Raw genomic sequence first — 19,065 nt, forward strand, 5'->3', positions numbered from 1 at the left:
AAGCAAGCTACGCCCGCCGCACCCTCCGCATACCCGGATTCCGTTACCTCGCACCGGGAATGAGGCCCGGCCGGAAACGACGCCGCCCGCCCGGCCATCGGTGGGTGGCGGGGCGGGCGGCGTCTCGAATCCGTCCGGAGTTACTGATGGACAGCGTCTTCCGCGGGTTTACGGGACATCAGCGGGTAGGCCGCGCACACCATCAGACCCCACACCGCGCCCACCACGAGCGCGCTGCGGCCGTCCTCGGTGAAGAACAGCAGCACCACGACCAGCCCCAGGAACGCCAGCGCCAGCGCCGTGGTGATCGGGGCTCCGGGCAGCCGGTAGTCGCTGCCCGCCAGCACGCCCTGCTTGACACGCACCCGGTAGATCAGGTGGCAGACCAGGATCACGCCCCACACGAAGATGATGCCCATGGTGGACACCGAGGTGATATAGCCGAACGCCTTGTCCGGCGAGAAATAGTTCACCGCGACACCGATCACCATGACCGCCGCCGAGACCGCGATCCCGGCCGCGGGCACCGAGCGGCCGCTCAGGGTCGCCAGCGCGGGCGGGGCCTCCTGGCGCTGCGACAGGCTGCGCAGCATGCGCCCGGTCGAGTAGATACCGGAGTTGCACGACGACAGCGCCGCGGTGAGCAGCACGAAGTTGATGATCCCGGCCGCGCCCGGAATGCCGATCTGCTCGAAGACCTCCACGAACGGGCTGCGGCCCGCGTGGAAGGTGCGCCAGCTCGACACCGACATGATGACCACCAGCGCGCCGACGTAGAACAGGCCGATCCGCAGCGGCAGCGAGTTGATGGCCTTGCGCAGGGTCCGCTTGGGGTCGCGCGCCTCACCGGCGGTCACGCCGACCAGCTCCACGCCGACATAGGCGAAGACCACGATCTGCAGGGCCAGCAGCGCCTGTCCGAAGCCGTTGGGGAACACGCCGCCGTCGTTCCACAGATTGGTGACGGTCGGGTTGGTGGCGTGGCCGAAGTGGAAGATGAGCACGCCGAGGCCGAGCACGATCATGGTGACGATGGCGGTCACCTTGATGGTGGAGAACCAGAACTCGCCCTCGCCGAACAGTCGCACCGACACCAGGTTGGCGACGAACATGATGCCCAGCACGACCAGCGCGGTCACCCACTGCGGGATGTCGAACCAGTACTGCACGTATTTGCCGGCCACCGTGATCTCGGCCATGCAGGTGGCCACCCAGACCGCCCAGTAGGTCCAGCCGGTGGCGAATCCCGCGAAGCGGCCCAGGAATTCGTGCGCGTACTCGGCGAAACTGCCCGCGACCGGGCGGTAGGTGAGCAGTTCGCCCAGCGCCCGCATGATCACGAAGATGGCCAGACCGGCGGCCAGGTAGCAGAGGATGAGCGCGGGACCGGCCTTCTGGATCGCGCCGCCCGCGCCGTAGAACAGGCCGGTGCCGATCGCGCCGCCGATGGCGATCATCTGGATGGTGCGCGGCGACAGGCCGCGCGAGTATCCCTCGTCCGTGGGAGTGATGCCGGAGTCCGGTAGCTGCCGTTCCGAGGCTGTCAAATGGTGTTCCTTCCGCGTGCCGGCGGCCGGAACCCCCTGTTCGCACCTGCGAGACACCGGCCGCGTCGAGCTTGCCGGCGAATTGCGGCGCTCGATCCAACGGCGTGTCACGCTACCGGAGTGGTCCGCGGCGCACAGTCACCACGGCACGTGGTGTCGGATCAGCGCGGCGCGTGGCACCGAGCGTGCGGGCGCGGGGTGCTGATTCAGCGGGGCGCGCGATTCCGATCAGCGCTGCACAGGGCGCTGGGGCTCGGTCCAGTCGCCCTCGTCGACCAGTTCCAGGCCGGTGACGACCTCGGCCTCGATGCGGATGACGTGGTCCATCGGCATATTGATCCACGGGTCGAGCAGCGTCTCGTAGCGCTGCACCTGGTCGCGGTCCATGACCACCCGCGCGACGCCGGTGACGATCACGCTCCAGCCCTGCCGGGTGTGCTCGTCGAACGAGTCCGCCTCGTACGCCACCACTTGGCCGTCGCCGCGCAGCAGGCTGGCGCCGAGGTTGGCGCGCACCACGACGACATCCTCTTCGACGATGTGATTGACCGGCCGGATGATCGGAAGTCCGCGGCGCGAGTACACGATTCGCCCGTATTGCGCGCCCGCCAGCCTTTTCAGTGAATCGGCAGCCGAAAGCTCGCGTAGCCTTCGTGCCCCTACGCCGCCCATCCCTCCGATTGTGGTCGATCGCCACCGATTACGCCAATTGCCTTGCCCCATCGTGAGGTTCACGGCCGGTTCAACGCAGCGGCGGCACCGAGACCAGGGCGGGCGGTTTGTCGGTGCGCAACCCCTTCCAGCTGGGCATGCGCAGGCGTTCGCCGGAGTATTCGCGATATTCGACATCCGCGACCAGGATCGGCTGCACCCAGTGCCAGCCCGCCCCTGCCGCTTCCGGCGGCGGCGGGTCGAAAGGGGCTGCGGAGACGGCGATCCCGTCGAGCGCGCCGCGCAGGACGCGGCGCGCGGCCTGGGTGAAGCCGGTGCCGACATTGCCGAGGTAGACGAGCCGACCGGTCTCGTCGTGCGCGCCCATGATCAGTGAGCCGAAGGTGGTCCCGAACCCGCCCGCGCCCGGCGTCCACCCGGCCACCACGACCTCGGTGCGCTGCCGCAGCGGCGTCTTGATCCAGGCCGGCGACCGGCGGCCGGGCAGATACACCGAATCGGTCCGCTTGGACACGATGCCCTCGATCCGGTGTTCCCGCGCCACCTCCAGCAACTGTGCCGCATCCACATCGACCCAGTGTGGCGGCACCGACAGCGGTTCGGCCAGCGGCAGTCCGGCCAGCCGCTCGCGACGCCGCAGGTAGTTCTCGCGAGTGACGTCGAGGCCGTCCACGCGCAGCACGTCGAAGACGAAGAACCGCACCGGGACCTCCGCGATCAGCTGCTCGCCCGGCCGCGCCACGTGCATGCGCCGCTGCAACCGCCCGAACGAGGGCGCTCCGGCGCGGTCCGGCGCCACGATCTCACCGTCCAGGATCAGAGATCCCTTGCCGGGCAGTGCTTTCAGTGCCGCGACGATCTCCGGATAGGCCGCGCTGACGTCATTGCCGTTGCGACTGAGCAGAATGCATTCGCCGCCCTCGCGAACCGCGATGATGCGGACCCCGTCCCATTTCATCTCCACCGCCCACCCGGGCCCGACCGGCGGCGCTCCCCCGGTCGCCAGCATGGGCGACGGGCCGCGGCGGACCGAGACTGCCACCCGGGCCGCTATCCGCGCCGATATCCGGGCGAACGGGACATGCCCGCGAGTTTGCTATCGAGTTGCCTCCCAGCCGCCGCGGCACGCCGGGGACGCCCGGTTCGTTATGGTCCGCGGGCGCGGTCCAGTCGGCCGCGCTGCCCGCCCCGTGCGGCGGACTCTGTTCGCCCCGAATCCTCAACGCCCCCGGGAGCGCTCACCGGAGAGGGTCGTCACGACGCTGGTGACAGTCGCGACCGGTTTGCCGTCCCCGCGGGTGATATCGCACTGGTAGTGCGTGATGGTGCGGCCCGAATGCGTCGGGTACGCGTGCGCTCGCAGGGTGTCACGCCAGACCGGGCGCAGGAATACCGCCCGCAGATCGATGCTCGTGAACGATTCGCCGGGCCCGACCAGGGTGGAGTGCGCGGTGCCGATGGCCGCGTCCGCCAGTTCGGTGAGCAGCCCGCCGTGCACCGTTCCCTGCTGATTGCCGTGCACGGCGGGATCGGTGTCCAGCTCCACGACCGCGCGGCCGGCGACGACCGCGGTCAGACGGAGACCGAGGGTGCGGGAAATCGCTGTCGGGTAATGGAACTGGCAGGTCTGGTCCGCGGCCAGGGTTCCGGCCAGCTGGGCGTGCAGGTAGTCCAGCACCGGCAGTTCGGTCGGCGAGATCGTCATGGACCTGACGCTAGGGCCGGTCGGTCAGGACGATCAAGAAATTGTCCTAGGTACAGTCGGGTGATGCGCACGTATCAGGAGGTCGCGGCCGAACTCGCGGCGCAGATCCGCGCGGGACGCTGGGCCCCTGGACAACGGCTGCCGACCCATCGGGAGCTCGCGGCCGGGCACGGAATCGCGGTGGCCACCGCGACCCGGGTATTCGCCGAACTCAAACGGGCCGGACTGGTGGTCGGCGAGCCGGGCCGGGGCAGTTTCGTGCGGGATCGATCGGTGCGGCTGGCGTCGGCCGAATACGGTGCGGGCGCGGACACGGTGTGGGCGGACCTGGCCTTCACACAACCGATGTCGCCGCGCCGCGCGGAACTGCTGCGCACCGCCCTGCGCGACCTCGCCGCCGGCGGCGACCTGGACGCTCTGCTGCGCCAGCAGCCTCCGGGCGGGCGACCGCACGACCGCGCGGTCGTCACGCGGTTCCTGGACCGACGCGGAATCGCCGCCGACCCCGCGCGCGTCGTGCTCACCCAGGGGGCACAGCACGGATTGGATCTCGTTGTCCGCGCGCTGTTCTCACCCGGCGACGTGGTCGGGGCGGACGAGCTCACCTATCCCGGATTCAGAGTGCTCGCCCACGCCCACGGAGTCGATGTCGCGCCGATTCCGATCACGTCCGACGGCCCGGACCTGGACGCCCTGGACCGGCTGTGCGCGAAGCGACCGGTGCGCGCGGTCTACACCATGCCGACCCTGCACAATCCGCTCGGCTGGGTCCTCGACCGCGCGCAGCGCGAGCGCCTCGTGTCGATCGCGCGGCACCATGATCTGTTCCTGATCGAGGACGCGGCCTATGCCTTCCTCGCCGACCCCGCACCCGCGCCACTGGTCACGATGGCTCCCGAGCGCACGTTCTGGGTGTCGAGTCTGTCCAAGAGCGCCGCGGCCGGCCTGCGGTTCGGCATCCTGGTCGTCCCGCCGCGCGCCGCGCCCGCGCTCGGACGATTGCTGCGCGCGACCATGGCGAGCCCGCCGGGCCTGGTGACGGCCGTGGCGGTGCGCTGGATCGGCGACGGCACGGTCGACGCCCTGGAACACGCGAGCCGCCGCGCGGCCGCAGACCACCAAGATGTCCTGCGCCGGGAATTGGGTGACCTCCGGCCGATCGCCCATCCGCGCTCGTTCTTCGCCTGGCTCCCCATCGACCCCGGCCAGCGCATGGACCGCGTCGCGGCCGAACTGTCGCGCCGCGGTGTCCGGGTGTGCACCGGCGATGTCTTCGCCGTCACCCGGCATGTCCCGCACGGTCTGCGTATCGCCCTGGGATCGCCCGCGCTGGAGGAGCTTCCGCTCGTGCTCGCCGAAGTGCGGGACGTCCTGGACTCGGTGCCACCGGGCTAGGACCGCGTGCCGATCGTCAGCACTCTCCGATTCCGGCGTCCCGCAGCGAAGCACCGTTCATCGTGTGTGAGTTCGCATTCCGGTCATTGCCACGGATGCGGTGGACAAACGGGCGGGACTCGCCGGACAACCTGCCGATTCGGGGTTTGGCCTGCGCGGCAGCGGGCATTGCCCCGATATGTTCACAATCATCGGGCTCATCGCTCTGCTGGGTGCTGTGACCGTGGGTGTGGCCGGGGTCGCGGCCAACAGCGGTGACTCGCACGCGCTTGCCAACGGCTTCACCGTCTTCGGTCACCTCTATCACGGTTCGAGCGGACTGTTGTTCGCGTACGGGATGGTGATCGGCGCGGTCGGCGCGGCGGGATCGATCCTGCTGCTGGCCGGGATCTGGACCACCTCGCGGCGCGGGCAGGCGGCGCGCCGGGAGCTGCGCCGGTCGCGGCGGGAAATGGCGGCCGCGCGAAAGGAACTCGCGAAACCGGCGCCGGCGCCCGTGCCCACGCGTAGCGTGGAACCACCTCGGAAGCCGGTGGTTCCCCTGGCCAAGACGGCGCCGAAACGTTCGCTCTCGAAACCGAACTGGTCGGTCAACCGTTTCCTCGGCCGTCCGAGCGGGTCCCCCGCACCGAAAGAATCCGCCACCCCCTAGGAACCATCCGAATGTTCGCCGTGCTCGGTCTGGCGCTGCTCGACGCCGGCTGGCTGCTCGCCACCCCGGCCCTGTCCTCGCTCGGAATCATCGTCATGGCCGCCGCCCTGATCCAGTGGCTGCTGGGCGCACCCGCCCGCTGGCTCGCCCATCCCCGCTACTGACCGGACGCCGAGGTCCGGCGCCACCACGCCGACCGGGATCCCGCCCGGTCGGCTAGCGTCGGTTCCATGACGGTGACGGTGCTGGTGCCCGACGAACACGGTTTCGCGGCGGTCTCGAGGCTGCCCGGCGCACGGGCGCTGCGCTACACGCTCGGCGAGCCGCTGCCCGCCGGGGCGGACGCGGCCGAGGTGTTCGTGCCCGCCTTCCTGGCCAGCCGGCCCGAGAATCTCGAACTGGCCCAATCCCTGCCCGAATTGCGCCTGGTGCAGCTGCTCACCGCGGGCGCTGAGACCTGGGTGGGGCGGCTGCCCGAGCACGTCATGATCTCCACCGGCCGCGGCGCGCACGGCGCCAGCACGGCGGAGTGGGCGATCACCGGATTGCTCACGGTCTACCGGGAATTCACCGAATTCGCCGTCGCCCAGCGCGAACACCGCTGGACCCAGCACCGCACGGACACCTTGCACGGCAAGCGCGTTCTGATCATCGGCGCGGGCGATCTGGGCACCGAGACGCGGCGCATGCTGCTGCCGTTCGGCACCACCGTCGAACTCGTCGGTACGCGGGCCCGGGCGGGCATTCACGGCGTCGACGAAATTCCCGCCCTGCTCCCGCATTTCGACGCGGTCATCCTCATGGTCCCGGTCACCACCGCCACCATCGGCATGGTCGACGCCGCCTTCCTGGCTCGGATGCCCGACCGTGCCATCCTGGTCAACGCCGCCCGCGGCCCCGTCGTCCGCACCGACGACCTGCTCGCCGAACTCCAATCCGGCCGCCTGCGCGCCATTCTCGACGTCACCGACCCCGAACCGCTGCCCACCGGCCACCCGCTGTGGGACGCGCCGGGCCTGCTGCTGACCCCGCATGTCGGCGGCAGCAGCACGGGAAACCTGGAGCGCGGCTGGACCATCGCCACCGCCGAGATCGCGCGATACCTCGCGGGTGAGCGGCCGGAGAATCTGGTCAGCGGCGAATACTGAACTGGCGCAATACAAACCCGGGGCGTCGACGCTCAGGGAACCGAGCCCCCGGATGTCGTGAGAGTTACAGCGTGTCCTTGCCGATCGGCCGATTGATCCCGCGCCACTCCCGCTCCCAGCGCGCATAGCGCCGGGCATCGAGCACGGTCCCGGTGAACCACACGGTCGCCGCCGCCGCACACCAGGTTTCGACCAAGATGGCCAGCCCGGTCCCGATCCCCTCCGCCGCCGCGGATCCGGGCCGCGCGGGCGCGATGGTCGGCTGCCCGTTCTTGGTCCACAACGTCACGGTGGCTCCCGCGAGCTGCGGCCCCGGCACATCGACCGTCGCGGTCGCGATCTTCCCGTCACTGTCCCACTGCACGGGCGCCTGATACCGCACCTGATGCGTCGCGTACTTGTCCGAATCCGGCACCCGCGTCGCATCCGCCGTCTCGGTGGCCACCACCCGGACCTTCCCCGCGTCCTGCGCCACGATCCGCGCCTGCGCCCCCGTATAACTGACGGTCCCGACCGCTCCCGCCACCGGCACCGCGGCGGCCACCACCACCACGGCCAACGCCCGCAACACCACTTCCGCCCGATCCGACACACGCATCAACGGACTGGAGTTCCACGGGCGCACTCGCCACAGCCGCGCCGGCCACGAAGGACGCATCGACACCTGGACCACCTCTCCCCACGCGCCGTCGTTCCGCTTACATCGGTAGCTTTACCCAGGTTGATACGCCTTGAACACGTGGAACGTCAAGGTCACAGCGTTGCTTCTGCATTACGCGGCCTCCAGATTCCCGCTTCGCCCGGCCGCCGTCCCCGCCTTCCGCGGCACCGCGATTCGAGAGTGGATCAATGGCTTGCTGGGTGTTAGCTTGATGCGACCGGTTTACTTGGGAGCTCGGAACCGCAGTTCTTGACTCGAAGGAGTTGACGAGATGCTCGCAGGATTCACCCGCTCGACAGCCCTCGCGGCACTGGCCGTCCCGCTCGTTGTCCTGGCAGCACCGACCGCATCCGCGTCCGCGGAGGAGCCCGCGGCGCCGGCGGTGAGTCAGCCGCCGCTGCGGACGAACGTGGACGCGCCGTACATCTCGATTTCCATCTGTCTCCACATCCCGACGCCGGGATCCGCCACCCTCGACTGGTGCTGGAGCACATAGCGAGGAGATAGCTCGCGGGTTCGCCGTCTCCGGTGAACCCGCGCATCCGGCTCACGGTTTGCGAGCCACTCCGCAATAGCACGAGATCTTCGCGTCGTAGGACGTCGAGATGTCGGTGGGTTCCTCCATCCGCCACCGATGCGGTGTGACGACACCCGGGTCGACCAGGTCGAGCCCGGCGAACCAGGACACGACTTCCGCGCGGGACCGGACCTGCGCGGGGAGATTGCGGACGCGGTAGACGTCCTGGGCGGCCGCCACCTGCGCGGAGGCGAAGTCGGCTGTGATGGTGCAGATCACGAGGTACGAACCGGGAGCGAGAGCGTCGAGGAATGCCGAGATGATCCGGTTGACGTCGCCCTCGACGAAATGCAGCAGCGCGATCATGCTCAGCCCGACCGGCTCGGTCAGATCGAAGACCTTGGCCAGTTCCGGCGCGCACAGAATGGAATCGGGATCAGTGACATCGCCTTCCAGATAGGTCGTCGCCGCCGGCGCCGAACCGGTCATCAGCGCGCGGGCGTGCGCCAGGACCAATGGATCGTTGTCGACATAGATCACCCGCGAGTCCGGCGCGACCCCCTGCGCGATCTGGTGCAGATTGGGCTCGGTGGGGATCCCGGTGCCGATGTCGAGGAACTGCCGGATGCCCGCCTCGGCCAGGAATCGGGTACTGCGCTGCATGAACTCACGATTGGCCCGGGCGGCGGTACGCACATCCGGCCACGCCCGCAAGATCTCTTCCGCGGCCTGTCGATCGATCTCGTAATTGTCCTTGCCGCCGAGAAAATAGTCGTAAATGCGAGATGTGTGCGGCTGGTCCAGCGGGAAGGCCTTATCCATCCACCCGCCTCCAATCGCCGATCGACCGACCCATTCGCACAGGCTAACCGTTCGGCCCACTGGACCGAGCGGCTTCCCGAGCGAGAGATCCGGCCCTTGTCCCGGAACAGCGGAAGAGTGGGAAAGGGCCATGATCAGCTCCACGCCGTGGATCATTGGCACTGTGCCGTCGATCAATAGTCGAATCGCCCAGCGCACCGCTGATCTCGCGGACCTCTACCGCGATCTGCACGCACATCCCGAATTGTCCTTCGCCGAGCATCGCACCGCGGCGATTCTCGCCAAACGCGCGAAAGCCCTCGGCTACGACGTCACCGAGGGAGTCGGTGGCACCGGGGTCGTCGCCCGGCTGGCACAGGGCCCCGGCCCGGTGGTCCTGCTGCGCGCGGACATGGACGCACTGCCGGTCCGCGAAAGAACCGGACTGCCCTATGCTTCGACCGCCACCGACCCGGACGGCGGGCCGATCATGCACGCCTGCGGCCACGATGTGCATTCGGTCGCGCTCCTCGGTGCGCTCGACGCGCTGGCGAGCGCTCGCGATTCCTGGTCGGGCACGGTACTGGGCGTTTTCCAGCCCGCCGAGGAAATCGGCGCCGGGGCGCGGGCAATGGTCGACGACGGGCTGTTCGAGCGTTTCGGGCAGCCGGAAATCGTCCTGGCACAGCATGTCCTGCCGATCGCGGTAGGCACGGTGGCGACGCGCGCCGGCGCGCTCCTGGCGGCCAACGACAGTGTGCGGATCACACTGTACGGCCGCGGTGGACACAGCTCGCGACCCGAGACGACCGTGGATCCGATCGTGCTGGCCGCGGCCACCGTATTACGCCTGCAGACCATCGTGTCCCGCGAGATCGCCGCCGCCGACCAGGTCGTCCTCACCATCGGCACCCTGCACGCGGGCACCAAGGACAACATCATCGCCGAGGACGCCCAACTGGGCCTCAGCATTCGGACCTACTCCCCCGCGATACGCGACCGGGTGCTCGAGGCGGTACGGCGGATCGTGCACGGCGAGGCGGACGCCGCGGGCGCGGACCGGGCGCCGGTGATCGAATCCGTGACCCGATTACCCGTCACCTTCAACGATGCTGCGGCACTGGAGAAGACACGCACCGCCCTGCGAGATGCGCTCGGCGCCGAGCGGGTGCTGGATATGGACTCCTTCCCGGCCAGCGAGGACGTCGGCGTCCTCGCCGAGGCTTCCGGCGCGCCGCTGTCGTTCTGGTTCTTCGGCGGCGCGGATCCGGTGAAACTCGCGGCGGCACAACAGCGCGGCACCCTCGACCGGGATATCCCGATGAACCACTCACCGTTCTTCGCACCACTCGCCGAACCCGCGATCGAGCACGGCGTCACCGCTTTCACCGCGGCGGCCATGGCCTGGCTCGATACCAGCCGAACCGATGACGCCGCCTCCTGACAGGCCACCCTCGGTCGTGTGAAACGTCAGCTTTCACGGTCGGCACACCGTAGCGATTTGTCCAGTTAGCATTTCTACAGGCAAGTCAGCTAATATTCAGCAACACGACATGGCGCTCACAGACGGCCGCCTATCGTGTTGTCTTGCTGTATGAATCCCCTCAGAGCGCGCAGAACTCCGCATGCCCATTACCTGTTGAACTAATCGTTAGCAAACACCCTGGAAAGGATGTCCGCCGTGTCGGTATCTGGTGGATCTCGCATGCCCGTCGACGGATGCGACATCCCTGGCCGCAATCCTGATGCGCAATGGCATGTTTCGGCGTTCCTGGCGCCGCACGGCGGGGCCGACCATACCGAGGCCGTGCGCCGGCTACGGGAACTGCGGGCTCGAATTCTCTACGACAACGGCAGGCGGCCGGACTTCCGCGACGCGGGCGGCGCCCATGTCGATGATCAGGAATTGGATTACGGCGCCTGGCATTTCATAGCTCGACGGCATCCGGGCGGACCGATCCTGGGCTACATCCGGCTGTCGACCCCCGCGACCGGTGCGCTGTTCCAGTCCCGAGCCCACCTGGGCGACGAGCACTACGAACGATTGCTCGCGCGGGAAGGCGCCGGTGTCACCCAGACCTACGAACACAGCCGGCTGGTGGTGGAGCATCGCGCGCGCAAACTGGGTTTGGGCGCGCATCTGAACGCGGTCGCGATCGGCGCCGCGCACCACCTCGGGGCCAAGATCATGATCGGCACCTCGGGGACCAAGGACGGCCAGGACCGGTTCCACGGCAGGTTCGGCTTCGACCCGGTGGCGGGGACGCGCTGCTACGTCGAGCGCTACACCGAGGAGGTCGTGATCCTCGTGCACCGGACCGCCGACGGCGCGGGGGAATACACCGACCTGGTGGCGCGGATGCGGGATCACTTTCCGGCATTGGTCACCGACCACCTCGACACGTCGACATCGGAACCGGTCGGAAGCCGGTGCGCACCAGCGGCTCTGGCGTCGGCCGGTACGGACCGCGGCGAGTGGCGCCCGGTGGTGTTCGAACCGACCCGGTCCGCCGATCACACGGCCTTGACCGCGTTGCTCGAATCGGGCCGCGTCACCACCGTGCACGACACCATCGAATCGCAACTGGCCGAGCTGATCCGTTCCCGGGAGCCCCACCGCCGTTACGCCGGGGCCGAACTCGACCGGAAGATCGGCGAGCAGCTCGCCGGGATCGAGACCTGGGCATACGGGACCTGGGTCTGGTACCCCTGGTCGGGCCGGCTGGTGCATGTGCTGCCGCGCGAGGAGTTCCGGCTCGTCCGCACCGACCGCAACCGCGGCAAGATCCAACGCCCCCAGCAACGCCGGCTGCTCGGCCGGCGAATCGGAGTCATCGGCCTCTCGGTCGGCAACAGCGCCGCGGTGACGCTGGCGCTCGAAGGCGTCGGCGGTTCGTTCCGGCTCGCCGACTTCGACGACCTGAGCCTGTCCAATATGAACCGGTTGCGTGCGGGCGTGCACGACCTGGGTGTCGGCAAGGCGGTGCTCTGCGCACGCCAGATGTTCGAGATAGACCCCTATTTGGAGATCGAGATCATGACGAGCGGAATCGACGACAGCACGATCGCCGAGTTCTTCCACGGCGACCGGACGCCGATCGATCTCCTGGTGGAGGAATGCGATACACCGCGGGTGAAGATCGCGGCCAGGGAACACGCTCGCGCCCTGGGCATTCCGGTGATCATGGATTGCAATGACCGCGGCATGCTCGACATCGAGCGATTCGATCTGGAGCCCGACCGGCCACTGTTGCACGGCCGAATCGGTGACCTGCGCGCGGCCGACCTGACTCAGCTGAGCGATCAGGCCACGTCCGATCTGATTCTGGCGATGGTGGATGCCGATCGCATCAGCCCCGAACTCGCGGCCGCGTTCGGGGACATCGGCCGAACACTGAGCAGCTGGCCGCAATTGGCCTCCGATGTGGCACTGGGCGGCGCGCTGGTCACCTCGGCGGCACGCCGCATTCTGCTCGGCGCGCCCTGCGAATCCGGCAGGTTCTACATCGACCTGGATACGTTGATCACCCCCGAATTCAATACCGCGGGCGTACTGGACGGCGCCCTCGCATGACGACCCTGTACTCGCCCGATCAACCGCGACCCCGGTCCGCGCGGCCGCCCGTCCCCCTGCCGATCACGGTGTCGGGCACCGGGATTCATCTACCCGGGACCGTCATCACCAATGCCGACCTCACCCGGACGCTGGACACGTCCGACGAGTGGATTCGCAGTCGCACCGGCATTCGGGAACGCCGGCGACTGGCACCGGAACTGGCCGTCTCGGATATGTGCGTGGCGGCCGCCCCGATAGCGCTCGCCCACGCGGGCGTCCCGGCCCGCGATCTCGACGCCGTCATCATCGCGACCTACACCTACGACCAACCGCTGCCCTCGACCGCGCTGATCGTCAAGGAACGCATCGGCGCGACCCGCGCGCTGCCGATCGATATCACCCAGGCCGCGTGCGCCAATGGGCTGCAAGCCATCCTGCTCGCCGCCCACCTGCTCGAGGTTTCCGCGCGGGCCGTGCTCGTCATCGCCGCCGACTGCGCATCCCGGGTCACCGATCCCCGCGACCGAACCACGGGCGTGTTCTTCGGCGACGCCGCGGCGGCCGCGGTGCTGACCCGCTCCGAAACCCCCGGAGCCGGACTCCTGGCCTGGGATTTCGGTTCCCAGCTGTCCTACGACGTCGAAATCCGGGCGGGTGGCTCCCGGCTGCCCGCCAGCCAGCGGACCGTCTCGGACCGCGACCACTATCTCCGGATGGACGGTCGTGCGGTCTGGGAAACGGCGACCAGCCGTCTGCCCGAGAGCATTCGCAGCGCGATTCAGCGTGCCGGACTCGCCGTCACCGAGATCGACCACTTCTTCCTGCACCAGGCCAACCTCACTATCCTCACCGCCGCCATGACCGAACTGGCGGCGCCGATCCACCGCGCGCCCATCACCCTCGATACCCTGGGCAACACCGGCTCGGCGGGCGTCCTCACCGCTCTGCACCAGGCGTGCGCCGATAACCGCATCCGCTCCGGTGACACGTTCGTGATGTCCGCCATCGGAGCCGGATTCCAATGGGGCACACTCTGTTTCCGCCAGGAATAGCCGCGCCGAGAGGCAGGCGGTGACGCCTTACGCCATTACCGTGTAATCAGGTGCAGAATGGGGTCGCTGACGCCGGACCAAACCACAATCGTTCAGGAGGCTGTCATGGTCGACGATGGTGTTTACCGAGTGCGGTTCCGCGAATCATGTCCCTCGACGACCGACGAGGCCACGAATTTCCACCGGCTGCTCCGAGCGCTGGGTGGAATGGTCGTCTACGGCTCGCATCCCGGCCCGCTGGTGATCGACATCGCGGCGGATGTCGCCGGACAGGTCACGGCATTCCCGTTCGTCGAATCGGTGGTGTCGGTCAGCGACAACTCGGTCGTGAGTGGTACCCCGTAGACGATTCCACCGGGTGGAATTCACCATCGGAACCAGTGCCGGTTCGCGTCCGCCTCATCGGCGCGGGGGAAGCCGATCGCGAAAATCGCCACCACCAGCAGCGCCGCCGCGACCCACCACAAGAATTTCAGTGCGAAACCTGCCGCAAAGAGAATCCCTGCCAACAGGAGCACCAGTAGCGGAATAATCATTCTTTCGCACCTCCTACCGACCGCGTACCCGGATATACCACTCGCTAACACCGGGCCGCCCGCGCACCCCGGCACCGTGTCGGCTTTCGACCACATCCTGCTGACCGTGCACGAACGCGTCCCCAAATAAGCGTCGCGGGTACGGCGTGAACGGTCGTCATGCCCGCCCCGGCGGCCGGCAACACGGGGGCGGTCGACTCGTATGACCAGCGGCGTGCAGAATCGGACATATGCCTCACTCAAATCCGATCAGTGCCTGGAAATCGCTCCGCGCCGGCAACGACCGCTTCGTGTCCGGCAGTCAGGTCCACCCCTCCCAGGGCGCCGGCCACCGCGCCGAGCTGGTCACCGGCCAGCACCCCACCGCGATCCTGTTCGGCTGTGGTGACTCCCGCGTCGCGGCCGAGATCATTTTCGACCAGGGTCTCGGCGACATGTTCGTGGTCCGGACCGCGGGCCACGTCATCGACTCCTCGGTGCTGGGGTCGATCGAATACGGCGTGCAGGTCCTGAACGTGCCCCTGATCGTGGTGCTCGGCCACGACAGCTGCGGCGCGGTGAAGGCCACCCTGGACGCCCTCGACGGCGGCGCGGTGCCCGGCGGGTTCATCCGCAGCCTCATCGAGCGTGTCACCCCGTCGATCCTGCTCGGCCGCCGCGAAGGCCTGAGCACCGTCGACGAGCTCGAGGCCCGCCATGTCGCCGAGACCGCGCACGTGCTCATGGAGCGCTCGCAGATCATCTCCCAGGCCGTCGACGCGGGCCGCCTGGCCATCGCCGGCGTCACCTACCAGCTCAACGACGGCCGCGCCCAGCTCAACCAGGTCATCGGCGATATCGGCGAACAGCCCTGATTCCCGCTGTGCGGAAATCGACAATTCCGCATTGAAATACCAACGGGTCCTGCGGCTTTCGCGATTGTCATCGTGGCAGAAGGGCGGCGCTTTTCCGAGCTCGATTTCGGATTGGCACCGCCCATTTCTGCGTACACTCTCCCGCGATAGCCGACACCTATACAGCAGGGCTCAACAATGACAAAGCTCGACTGGACCACCACCGTGACAACCGGCCCCGGCGGCCTCCGCACCGAGGAAGCCGGAACCCTCGACGGTGAGCTCACCCTCCGCACCTTCTGGTCCGACTCCGACAACCTCGCGCTGGTCACGGTGCAGCACAAGCACATCCGCGAGTGGTACACCATGGCGGGCAGCCCCGTCCCCGCCGATTCCAAAGAACTCGCCGAGGCCGTCCACCACGCCGCCGTGGCCGCCGCCCGCGCGGGCGGCGACGCCACCGCCGGTTAGCGATTCCCCAGAGCGCCCGATCCACACCGCCCTCGGCTACCGGAAGTAGCCGAGCACCATGCGGTTCCCCGGGACGACCCGCCTGGTTCGGCGATTGCGCGGCGATCGCCGAATTCGCCCGTCAGCCGGCCTTCGTCGTGGTCGTGGTGGTCCTGCTGGTCGTGGACGGGACGGCCGTGGGCACGTCGATCACGTCCGGCAGGCGACCGCCGCCGAGAACGGGGACCGAGCTGGTCGGTGCGGGCGGGGTCAGGGGACTGCTGCGATGATCGCCGCATCCCGTCATCGCCGCCGCCACCATCGCTATCGCCGCCACCGTGATCAAGTGCTTGGGCACGAGTCAACCTTTCGAAGAGGGACCTCCCGATTCTGGGGCACCCGCCTCGCGTTTGTGGCGCGAAAGATCAACTTAGGCACACAAAGTCGGCCCTCGTGGCACAGAGATGCCCGAATAGTACCGTGAGTCCGGTTCTCCGGCAGGAGATTCCGTGACGACTCAGCAGCGGACGCCGGTAATGGCGAACCGTTCGACGTCGGCGACATGGCCTCCGGTGGCGGCGACGATGGTGAGGGTGGCCGGGCAGGCGTCCGCGACGGACACCGTGGCATTCCAGGGCGATTCGGTGCCGCCCGCCGGTATCGGTGCGGATTGACCGACGGGCTGATCGCGATCCGCGCGCAGGATCCGGACCCGGATGCTCTCGTCCACGCCGGTGATGGTGCCGCCGACGGCCACCGGCGCCCCGACCGCGCTGCCGTAGCGCGGCGTGGTCAGGTGGAGGGTGGTGTCATCGGTGCCGACGACCTCCCACGGCGCGGTATCGCCGTGCCCGATCCGGGCCAGATGCACGACGGCCGCGACCACCGGCACACCGTTGGGATTGTCGAAACCGACACTGACCCGAGACTGGTCACCCTCGGTGGCCACCCGCACGATCTTGTCCACCTTCGCGAAACCGAGGTAATGCTGGGTGAACGACTGCGCGGTGGCCGCGGGATCGAGATGCCACGGCTGATGCCCGGACCCGGCGTCCTGCTGCCAGGCCGCGGCTTCGGCGCGATCGCGGAACGGCCACAGCGGTTGATAGGGAAAGTCCGCGGCCGAGGATGTCGTCGTAGAGCCCGCGGTGCCGCTCCCCGGCGCGGCTCCGCCCGGGGCGGCGGTCGTGGACGCGTCCGTCCGTGCGGTAGTCGTGGTGTCGGAGGGCCCGCCCCCGCTGGAACAGGACGCCAGCAGGATCGCCGCGGGAATCGCGGCCATCGCGAGGACCGTCCGGCGGCGCTGCCCCTGAGAATTCGTCGTGGTCATGTCCGCACCGGCCTCCTGCCGAGAATGGGCCCTTGGTCGGATTATCGGACGAATCCCCGGTGATCGCCATGATCCGCACGACCATGTCCGGAACCGAATACCTCGCCCGCCGCCGGGTATGCCGACCGTATGGAACCTCTGAACGTCGGATCCGGTATCGGATCGGACGGAACCCCGGTTCCCCCGGTGCGACCGCCGGAACCGGTCCCACCGCCGGGGCCGCCGATCCCCCGCCCGCCGGATCCGTCGGGTGCGATGACGCCGGGCACCGAGATCGCGATCCGGATCGATCAGACGCTGACCCAGGACGCCACCGGCACCGTGGTGATGCAGGAGCTCGAGGCCTTGGACCTCGATCGCGCACGCACTGAAGTCAGTGTCCAGTACATCGACCACAATCTCTTGCAGACCGACGAGAAGAACGCCGAGGACCACGAATATCTCCGCACGGCCGCCCAGCGCTTCGGCCTGTGGTTCTCCAAGGCGGGCAACGGCGTCTCCCACCCCACCCATATGCAGCGCTTCGGTGTGCCGGGCAAGACGCTCGCGGGATCGGATTCGCACACGCCGGCGGCGGGCTCGCTGGGCATGCTCGCCATCGGCGTGGGCGGATTGGAAGTGGCGCTGGCCATCTCGGGTCAGCCGCTGTACCTGCGGATGCCGAGGATCTGGGGTATCCGGCTCGAAGGTGAACTGCCGCAGTGGTGTTCGGCGAAGGATGTGATCCTCGAGCTGTTGCGCCGCCACGGCGTCAGCGGCGGGGTCGACCGCATCATCGAATACCACGGTCCCGGCCTGGCGGGACTGTCCGCGATGGACCGGCATGTGATCGCGAACATGGGCGCCGAACTCGGCGCCACCACCACCGTTTTCCCGAGCGACACCGCGGTGCTCGAGTTCCTGCGCGCGGAGGGACGCGAGCACGACTGGGTCGAGCTGGCCGCCGGCCCCGACGCCGACTACGACATCGAGGACACCATCGACCTGTCCACGCTGGAACCCCTCATCGCGAAACCGTCCTCGCCGGGCGCGGTGGTCCCGGTACGGGAGGTGGCGGGCACCGAGATCGCGCAGGCGGTGATCGGCTCCAGCGCCAATCCCGGCCTGCGCGATTTCGCCATGGCCGCGGCCATGGTGGCCGGGCGGCAGACCGTGCCGCAGGTCAGTTTCGACGTGAACCCCACCTCGCGGGAGATCCTCACCGACCTGACCCGCATGGGCGCGGTCGCCGACCTGGTCGAGGCGGGCGCGCGCATCCACCAGGCCGGGTGCCTGGGCTGCATCGGCATGGGTCAGGCCCCGGCCGTGGGCCGCAATTCGCTGCGCACCATGCCGCGCAATTTCCCGGGCCGCTCGGGCACCAAGGAGGACTCGGTCTGGCTGTGCTCGCCGGAGACGGCGGCCGCCTCCGCGCTCACCGGTGTGATCACCGATCCGCGGGAGTGGGCGCGCACGGTCGGCATGGACTACCCGAAACTCGAACTGCCCGTGCGGGCCTCGGTCAACACCTCCATGCTGGTGCCCCCGCTCGAACCGGAGCGGGCGCGGCTGGTGCGGCCGGTGAAAGGGCCCAATATCTCCAGCCTGCCCGAGCTGACGCCGCTGCCGGATCAGATCGTCGGACCGGTCCTGCTGAAGCTGGGCGACGACATCTCCACCGACGCGATCTCCCCCGCCGGAGCCCGCGCCCTGCCCTATCGATCCAATATCCCCAAGCTGGCGATGTTCGCCTTCACACCGATCGACGAGAACTATCCCGAACGGGCGCAACGGGTTTCCGACACCGGCCACTTCGTGGTCGCGGGCGAGAACTACGGTCAGGGCTCCTCGCGCGAGCACGCGGCGATCACGCCCCGCTTCCTCGGATTGCGGGTGGTGATCGCCAAATCCTTCGCCCGCATCCATTGGCAGAACCTCGCCAATTTCGGTGTCCTGGCGCTGGAATTCGACGATCCCGCCGACTACGACCGCATCGACCGCGACGATGTGCTCGGACTCTCCGCTCTCCACGACATCGGCCGCGTCTCGACGCTGGAGGTGGTCGATATGAGCAAGGAGTCCACTTTCACCGTGCGGCACCGGCTTTCGCCGCGACAGGTGCGAGACGTCCTGGCCGGCGGCCTCATCCCCCGGCTCGCGGCGCGCGACCGCGCGTTTGACGACGGGGAGGCCGGGAACAGCGACAACGTCAGCCCCTCGTGAGTCAGGCC

At 68.5% G+C, this 19,065-nt stretch carries 21 protein-coding genes; 12 read left to right on the top strand and 9 right to left on the bottom strand.

What is annotated here, in order from left to right; genetic code table 11:
• Positions 1-140: 140 nt before the first annotated feature.
• The 4 genes from ACWELJ_RS03250 to ACWELJ_RS03265 all read right to left on the bottom strand — a co-directional run bounded on the left by ACWELJ_RS03250 (position 141) and on the right by ACWELJ_RS03265 (position 3,861).
• Complete coding sequence (locus ACWELJ_RS03250; protein ID WP_452364545.1) at positions 141-1,547, bottom strand: amino acid permease; 1,407 nt, start codon at positions 1,545-1,547, stop codon at positions 141-143.
• Between the two features lie 228 nt (positions 1,548-1,775).
• Positions 1,776-2,396, bottom strand: coding sequence for a pyridoxamine 5'-phosphate oxidase family protein (locus ACWELJ_RS03255; protein WP_452364546.1), 621 nt, complete (start codon positions 2,394-2,396; stop codon positions 1,776-1,778).
• Complete coding sequence (gene ligD, locus ACWELJ_RS03260) at positions 2,290-3,261, bottom strand: non-homologous end-joining DNA ligase (protein WP_452364547.1); 972 nt, start codon at positions 3,259-3,261, stop codon at positions 2,290-2,292. The genes ACWELJ_RS03255 and ligD overlap by 107 nt, the downstream gene beginning before the upstream one ends.
• Before the next feature lie 177 nt (positions 3,262-3,438).
• Positions 3,439-3,861 (bottom strand): PaaI family thioesterase, encoded by a 423-nt coding sequence (locus ACWELJ_RS03265; protein ID WP_452364630.1) that lies wholly within the window; start codon positions 3,859-3,861, stop codon positions 3,439-3,441.
• 126 nt (positions 3,862-3,987) lie between these two features.
• On the opposite strand from ACWELJ_RS03265, the gene ACWELJ_RS03270 reads away from it, so the two are divergent.
• The 4 genes from ACWELJ_RS03270 to ACWELJ_RS03285 all read left to right on the top strand — a co-directional run bounded on the left by ACWELJ_RS03270 (position 3,988) and on the right by ACWELJ_RS03285 (position 7,119).
• Complete coding sequence (locus tag ACWELJ_RS03270) at positions 3,988-5,319, top strand: aminotransferase-like domain-containing protein (protein ID WP_452364548.1); 1,332 nt, start codon at positions 3,988-3,990, stop codon at positions 5,317-5,319.
• Positions 5,320-5,497: 178 nt separating this feature from the next.
• Entirely contained in the window at positions 5,498-5,971 is a 474-nt protein-coding gene (locus tag ACWELJ_RS03275; RefSeq protein WP_452364549.1) for a hypothetical protein, read from the top strand.
• Positions 5,972-5,982: 11 nt separating this feature from the next.
• Positions 5,983-6,135 carry a hypothetical protein gene (locus tag ACWELJ_RS03280; protein WP_452364550.1) on the top strand — a complete coding sequence of 51 codons (153 nt, stop codon included), beginning with the start codon at positions 5,983-5,985 and terminating at the stop codon, positions 6,133-6,135.
• A gap of 66 nt (positions 6,136-6,201) precedes the next feature.
• Positions 6,202-7,119 carry a 2-hydroxyacid dehydrogenase gene (locus ACWELJ_RS03285; protein ID WP_452364551.1) on the top strand — a complete coding sequence of 306 codons (918 nt, stop codon included), beginning with the start codon at positions 6,202-6,204 and terminating at the stop codon, positions 7,117-7,119.
• A gap of 64 nt (positions 7,120-7,183) precedes the next feature.
• On the opposite strand, the gene ACWELJ_RS03290 is transcribed toward ACWELJ_RS03285, so the two are convergent.
• Entirely contained in the window at positions 7,184-7,777 is a 594-nt protein-coding gene (locus ACWELJ_RS03290; RefSeq protein WP_452364631.1) for an Rv1733c family protein, read from the bottom strand.
• A gap of 274 nt (positions 7,778-8,051) precedes the next feature.
• Here ACWELJ_RS03290 and ACWELJ_RS03295 point away from each other — a divergent pair, with 274 nt between their 5' ends.
• Positions 8,052-8,276 carry a hypothetical protein gene (locus tag ACWELJ_RS03295; protein WP_452364552.1) on the top strand — a complete coding sequence of 75 codons (225 nt, stop codon included), beginning with the start codon at positions 8,052-8,054 and terminating at the stop codon, positions 8,274-8,276.
• A gap of 51 nt (positions 8,277-8,327) precedes the next feature.
• On the opposite strand, the gene ACWELJ_RS03300 is transcribed toward ACWELJ_RS03295, so the two are convergent.
• Entirely contained in the window at positions 8,328-9,263 is a 936-nt protein-coding gene (locus tag ACWELJ_RS03300; RefSeq protein ID WP_452364553.1) for an SAM-dependent methyltransferase, read from the bottom strand.
• 19 nt (positions 9,264-9,282) lie between these two features.
• Here ACWELJ_RS03300 and ACWELJ_RS03305 point away from each other — a divergent pair, with 19 nt between their 5' ends.
• The 4 genes from ACWELJ_RS03305 (at position 9,283) to ACWELJ_RS03320 (ending at position 14,051) form a co-directional block, all read left to right on the top strand.
• On the top strand, positions 9,283-10,542 hold the full coding sequence (locus ACWELJ_RS03305; RefSeq protein WP_452364554.1) for an amidohydrolase: 1,260 nt from the start codon (positions 9,283-9,285) through the stop codon (positions 10,540-10,542).
• A 261-nt stretch (positions 10,543-10,803) separates the two neighbouring features.
• The gene (locus ACWELJ_RS03310) at positions 10,804-12,672 is read left to right on the top strand and encodes a ThiF family adenylyltransferase (RefSeq protein WP_452364555.1); all 1,869 of its coding nucleotides are present in this window, start codon (positions 10,804-10,806) and stop codon (positions 12,670-12,672) included.
• Positions 12,669-13,706, top strand: a complete 1,038-nt coding sequence (locus ACWELJ_RS03315; RefSeq protein ID WP_452364556.1) for a 3-oxoacyl-ACP synthase III family protein — start codon at positions 12,669-12,671, stop codon at positions 13,704-13,706. The genes ACWELJ_RS03310 and ACWELJ_RS03315 overlap by 4 nt, the downstream gene beginning before the upstream one ends.
• Positions 13,707-13,811: 105 nt before the next feature.
• Entirely contained in the window at positions 13,812-14,051 is a 240-nt protein-coding gene (locus tag ACWELJ_RS03320; protein ID WP_452364557.1) for a hypothetical protein, read from the top strand.
• A 20-nt stretch (positions 14,052-14,071) separates the two neighbouring features.
• Here ACWELJ_RS03320 and ACWELJ_RS03325 read toward each other — a convergent pair whose 3' ends face one another.
• Positions 14,072-14,242, bottom strand: coding sequence for a hypothetical protein (locus ACWELJ_RS03325; protein WP_452364558.1), 171 nt, complete (start codon positions 14,240-14,242; stop codon positions 14,072-14,074).
• Positions 14,243-14,472: 230 nt separating this feature from the next.
• Here ACWELJ_RS03325 and ACWELJ_RS03330 point away from each other — a divergent pair, with 230 nt between their 5' ends.
• Both ACWELJ_RS03330 and ACWELJ_RS03335 read left to right on the top strand, forming a co-directional pair.
• The gene (locus ACWELJ_RS03330; protein ID WP_452364559.1) at positions 14,473-15,096 is read left to right on the top strand and encodes a carbonic anhydrase; all 624 of its coding nucleotides are present in this window, start codon (positions 14,473-14,475) and stop codon (positions 15,094-15,096) included.
• A gap of 177 nt (positions 15,097-15,273) precedes the next feature.
• Positions 15,274-15,546 carry a hypothetical protein gene (locus tag ACWELJ_RS03335; protein ID WP_452364560.1) on the top strand — a complete coding sequence of 91 codons (273 nt, stop codon included), beginning with the start codon at positions 15,274-15,276 and terminating at the stop codon, positions 15,544-15,546.
• Positions 15,547-15,667: 121 nt separating this feature from the next.
• Here ACWELJ_RS03335 and ACWELJ_RS03340 read toward each other — a convergent pair whose 3' ends face one another.
• Complete coding sequence (locus tag ACWELJ_RS03340; RefSeq protein WP_452364561.1) at positions 15,668-15,883, bottom strand: hypothetical protein; 216 nt, start codon at positions 15,881-15,883, stop codon at positions 15,668-15,670.
• Positions 15,884-16,042: 159 nt separating this feature from the next.
• Positions 16,043-16,855, bottom strand: coding sequence for a hypothetical protein (locus tag ACWELJ_RS03345; RefSeq protein ID WP_452364562.1), 813 nt, complete (start codon positions 16,853-16,855; stop codon positions 16,043-16,045).
• Between the two features lie 255 nt (positions 16,856-17,110).
• On the opposite strand from ACWELJ_RS03345, the gene ACWELJ_RS03350 reads away from it, so the two are divergent.
• Positions 17,111-19,057 carry an aconitate hydratase gene (locus ACWELJ_RS03350; protein WP_452364563.1) on the top strand — a complete coding sequence of 649 codons (1,947 nt, stop codon included), beginning with the start codon at positions 17,111-17,113 and terminating at the stop codon, positions 19,055-19,057.
• Positions 19,058-19,065 lie beyond the last annotated feature (8 nt).

The sequence above is a fragment of the Nocardia sp. NPDC004582 genome (assembly GCF_053602115.1).

Bases quoted from the DNA above. Each gene is read 5' to 3' on its own strand.
- ACWELJ_RS03255 (WP_452364546.1), bottom strand. From the start codon at position 2,396: ATGTCGAATATCGCGAATACTCCGGCGAACGCCTGCGCATGCCCAGCT.
- ACWELJ_RS03270 (WP_452364548.1), top strand. From the start codon at position 3,988: ATGCGCACGTATCAGGAGGTCGCGGCCGAACTCGCGGCGCAGATCCGC.
- ACWELJ_RS03275 (WP_452364549.1), top strand. From the start codon at position 5,498: ATGTTCACAATCATCGGGCTCATCGCTCTGCTGGGTGCTGTGACCGTG.
- ACWELJ_RS03280 (WP_452364550.1), top strand. From the start codon at position 5,983: ATGTTCGCCGTGCTCGGTCTGGCGCTGCTCGACGCCGGCTGGCTGCTC.
- ACWELJ_RS03285 (WP_452364551.1), top strand. From the start codon at position 6,202: ATGACGGTGACGGTGCTGGTGCCCGACGAACACGGTTTCGCGGCGGTC.
- ACWELJ_RS03290 (WP_452364631.1), bottom strand. From the start codon at position 7,777: ATGCGTCCTTCGTGGCCGGCGCGGCTGTGGCGAGTGCGCCCGTGGAAC.
- ACWELJ_RS03295 (WP_452364552.1), top strand. From the start codon at position 8,052: ATGCTCGCAGGATTCACCCGCTCGACAGCCCTCGCGGCACTGGCCGTC.
- ACWELJ_RS03310 (WP_452364555.1), top strand. From the start codon at position 10,804: ATGCCCGTCGACGGATGCGACATCCCTGGCCGCAATCCTGATGCGCAA.
- ACWELJ_RS03315 (WP_452364556.1), top strand. From the start codon at position 12,669: ATGACGACCCTGTACTCGCCCGATCAACCGCGACCCCGGTCCGCGCGG.
- ACWELJ_RS03320 (WP_452364557.1), top strand. From the start codon at position 13,812: ATGGTCGACGATGGTGTTTACCGAGTGCGGTTCCGCGAATCATGTCCC.
- ACWELJ_RS03325 (WP_452364558.1), bottom strand. From the start codon at position 14,242: ATGATTATTCCGCTACTGGTGCTCCTGTTGGCAGGGATTCTCTTTGCG.
- ACWELJ_RS03330 (WP_452364559.1), top strand. From the start codon at position 14,473: ATGCCTCACTCAAATCCGATCAGTGCCTGGAAATCGCTCCGCGCCGGC.
- ACWELJ_RS03335 (WP_452364560.1), top strand. From the start codon at position 15,274: ATGACAAAGCTCGACTGGACCACCACCGTGACAACCGGCCCCGGCGGC.
- ACWELJ_RS03345 (WP_452364562.1), bottom strand. From the start codon at position 16,855: ATGACCACGACGAATTCTCAGGGGCAGCGCCGCCGGACGGTCCTCGCG.
- ACWELJ_RS03350 (WP_452364563.1), top strand. From the start codon at position 17,111: ATGACGCCGGGCACCGAGATCGCGATCCGGATCGATCAGACGCTGACC.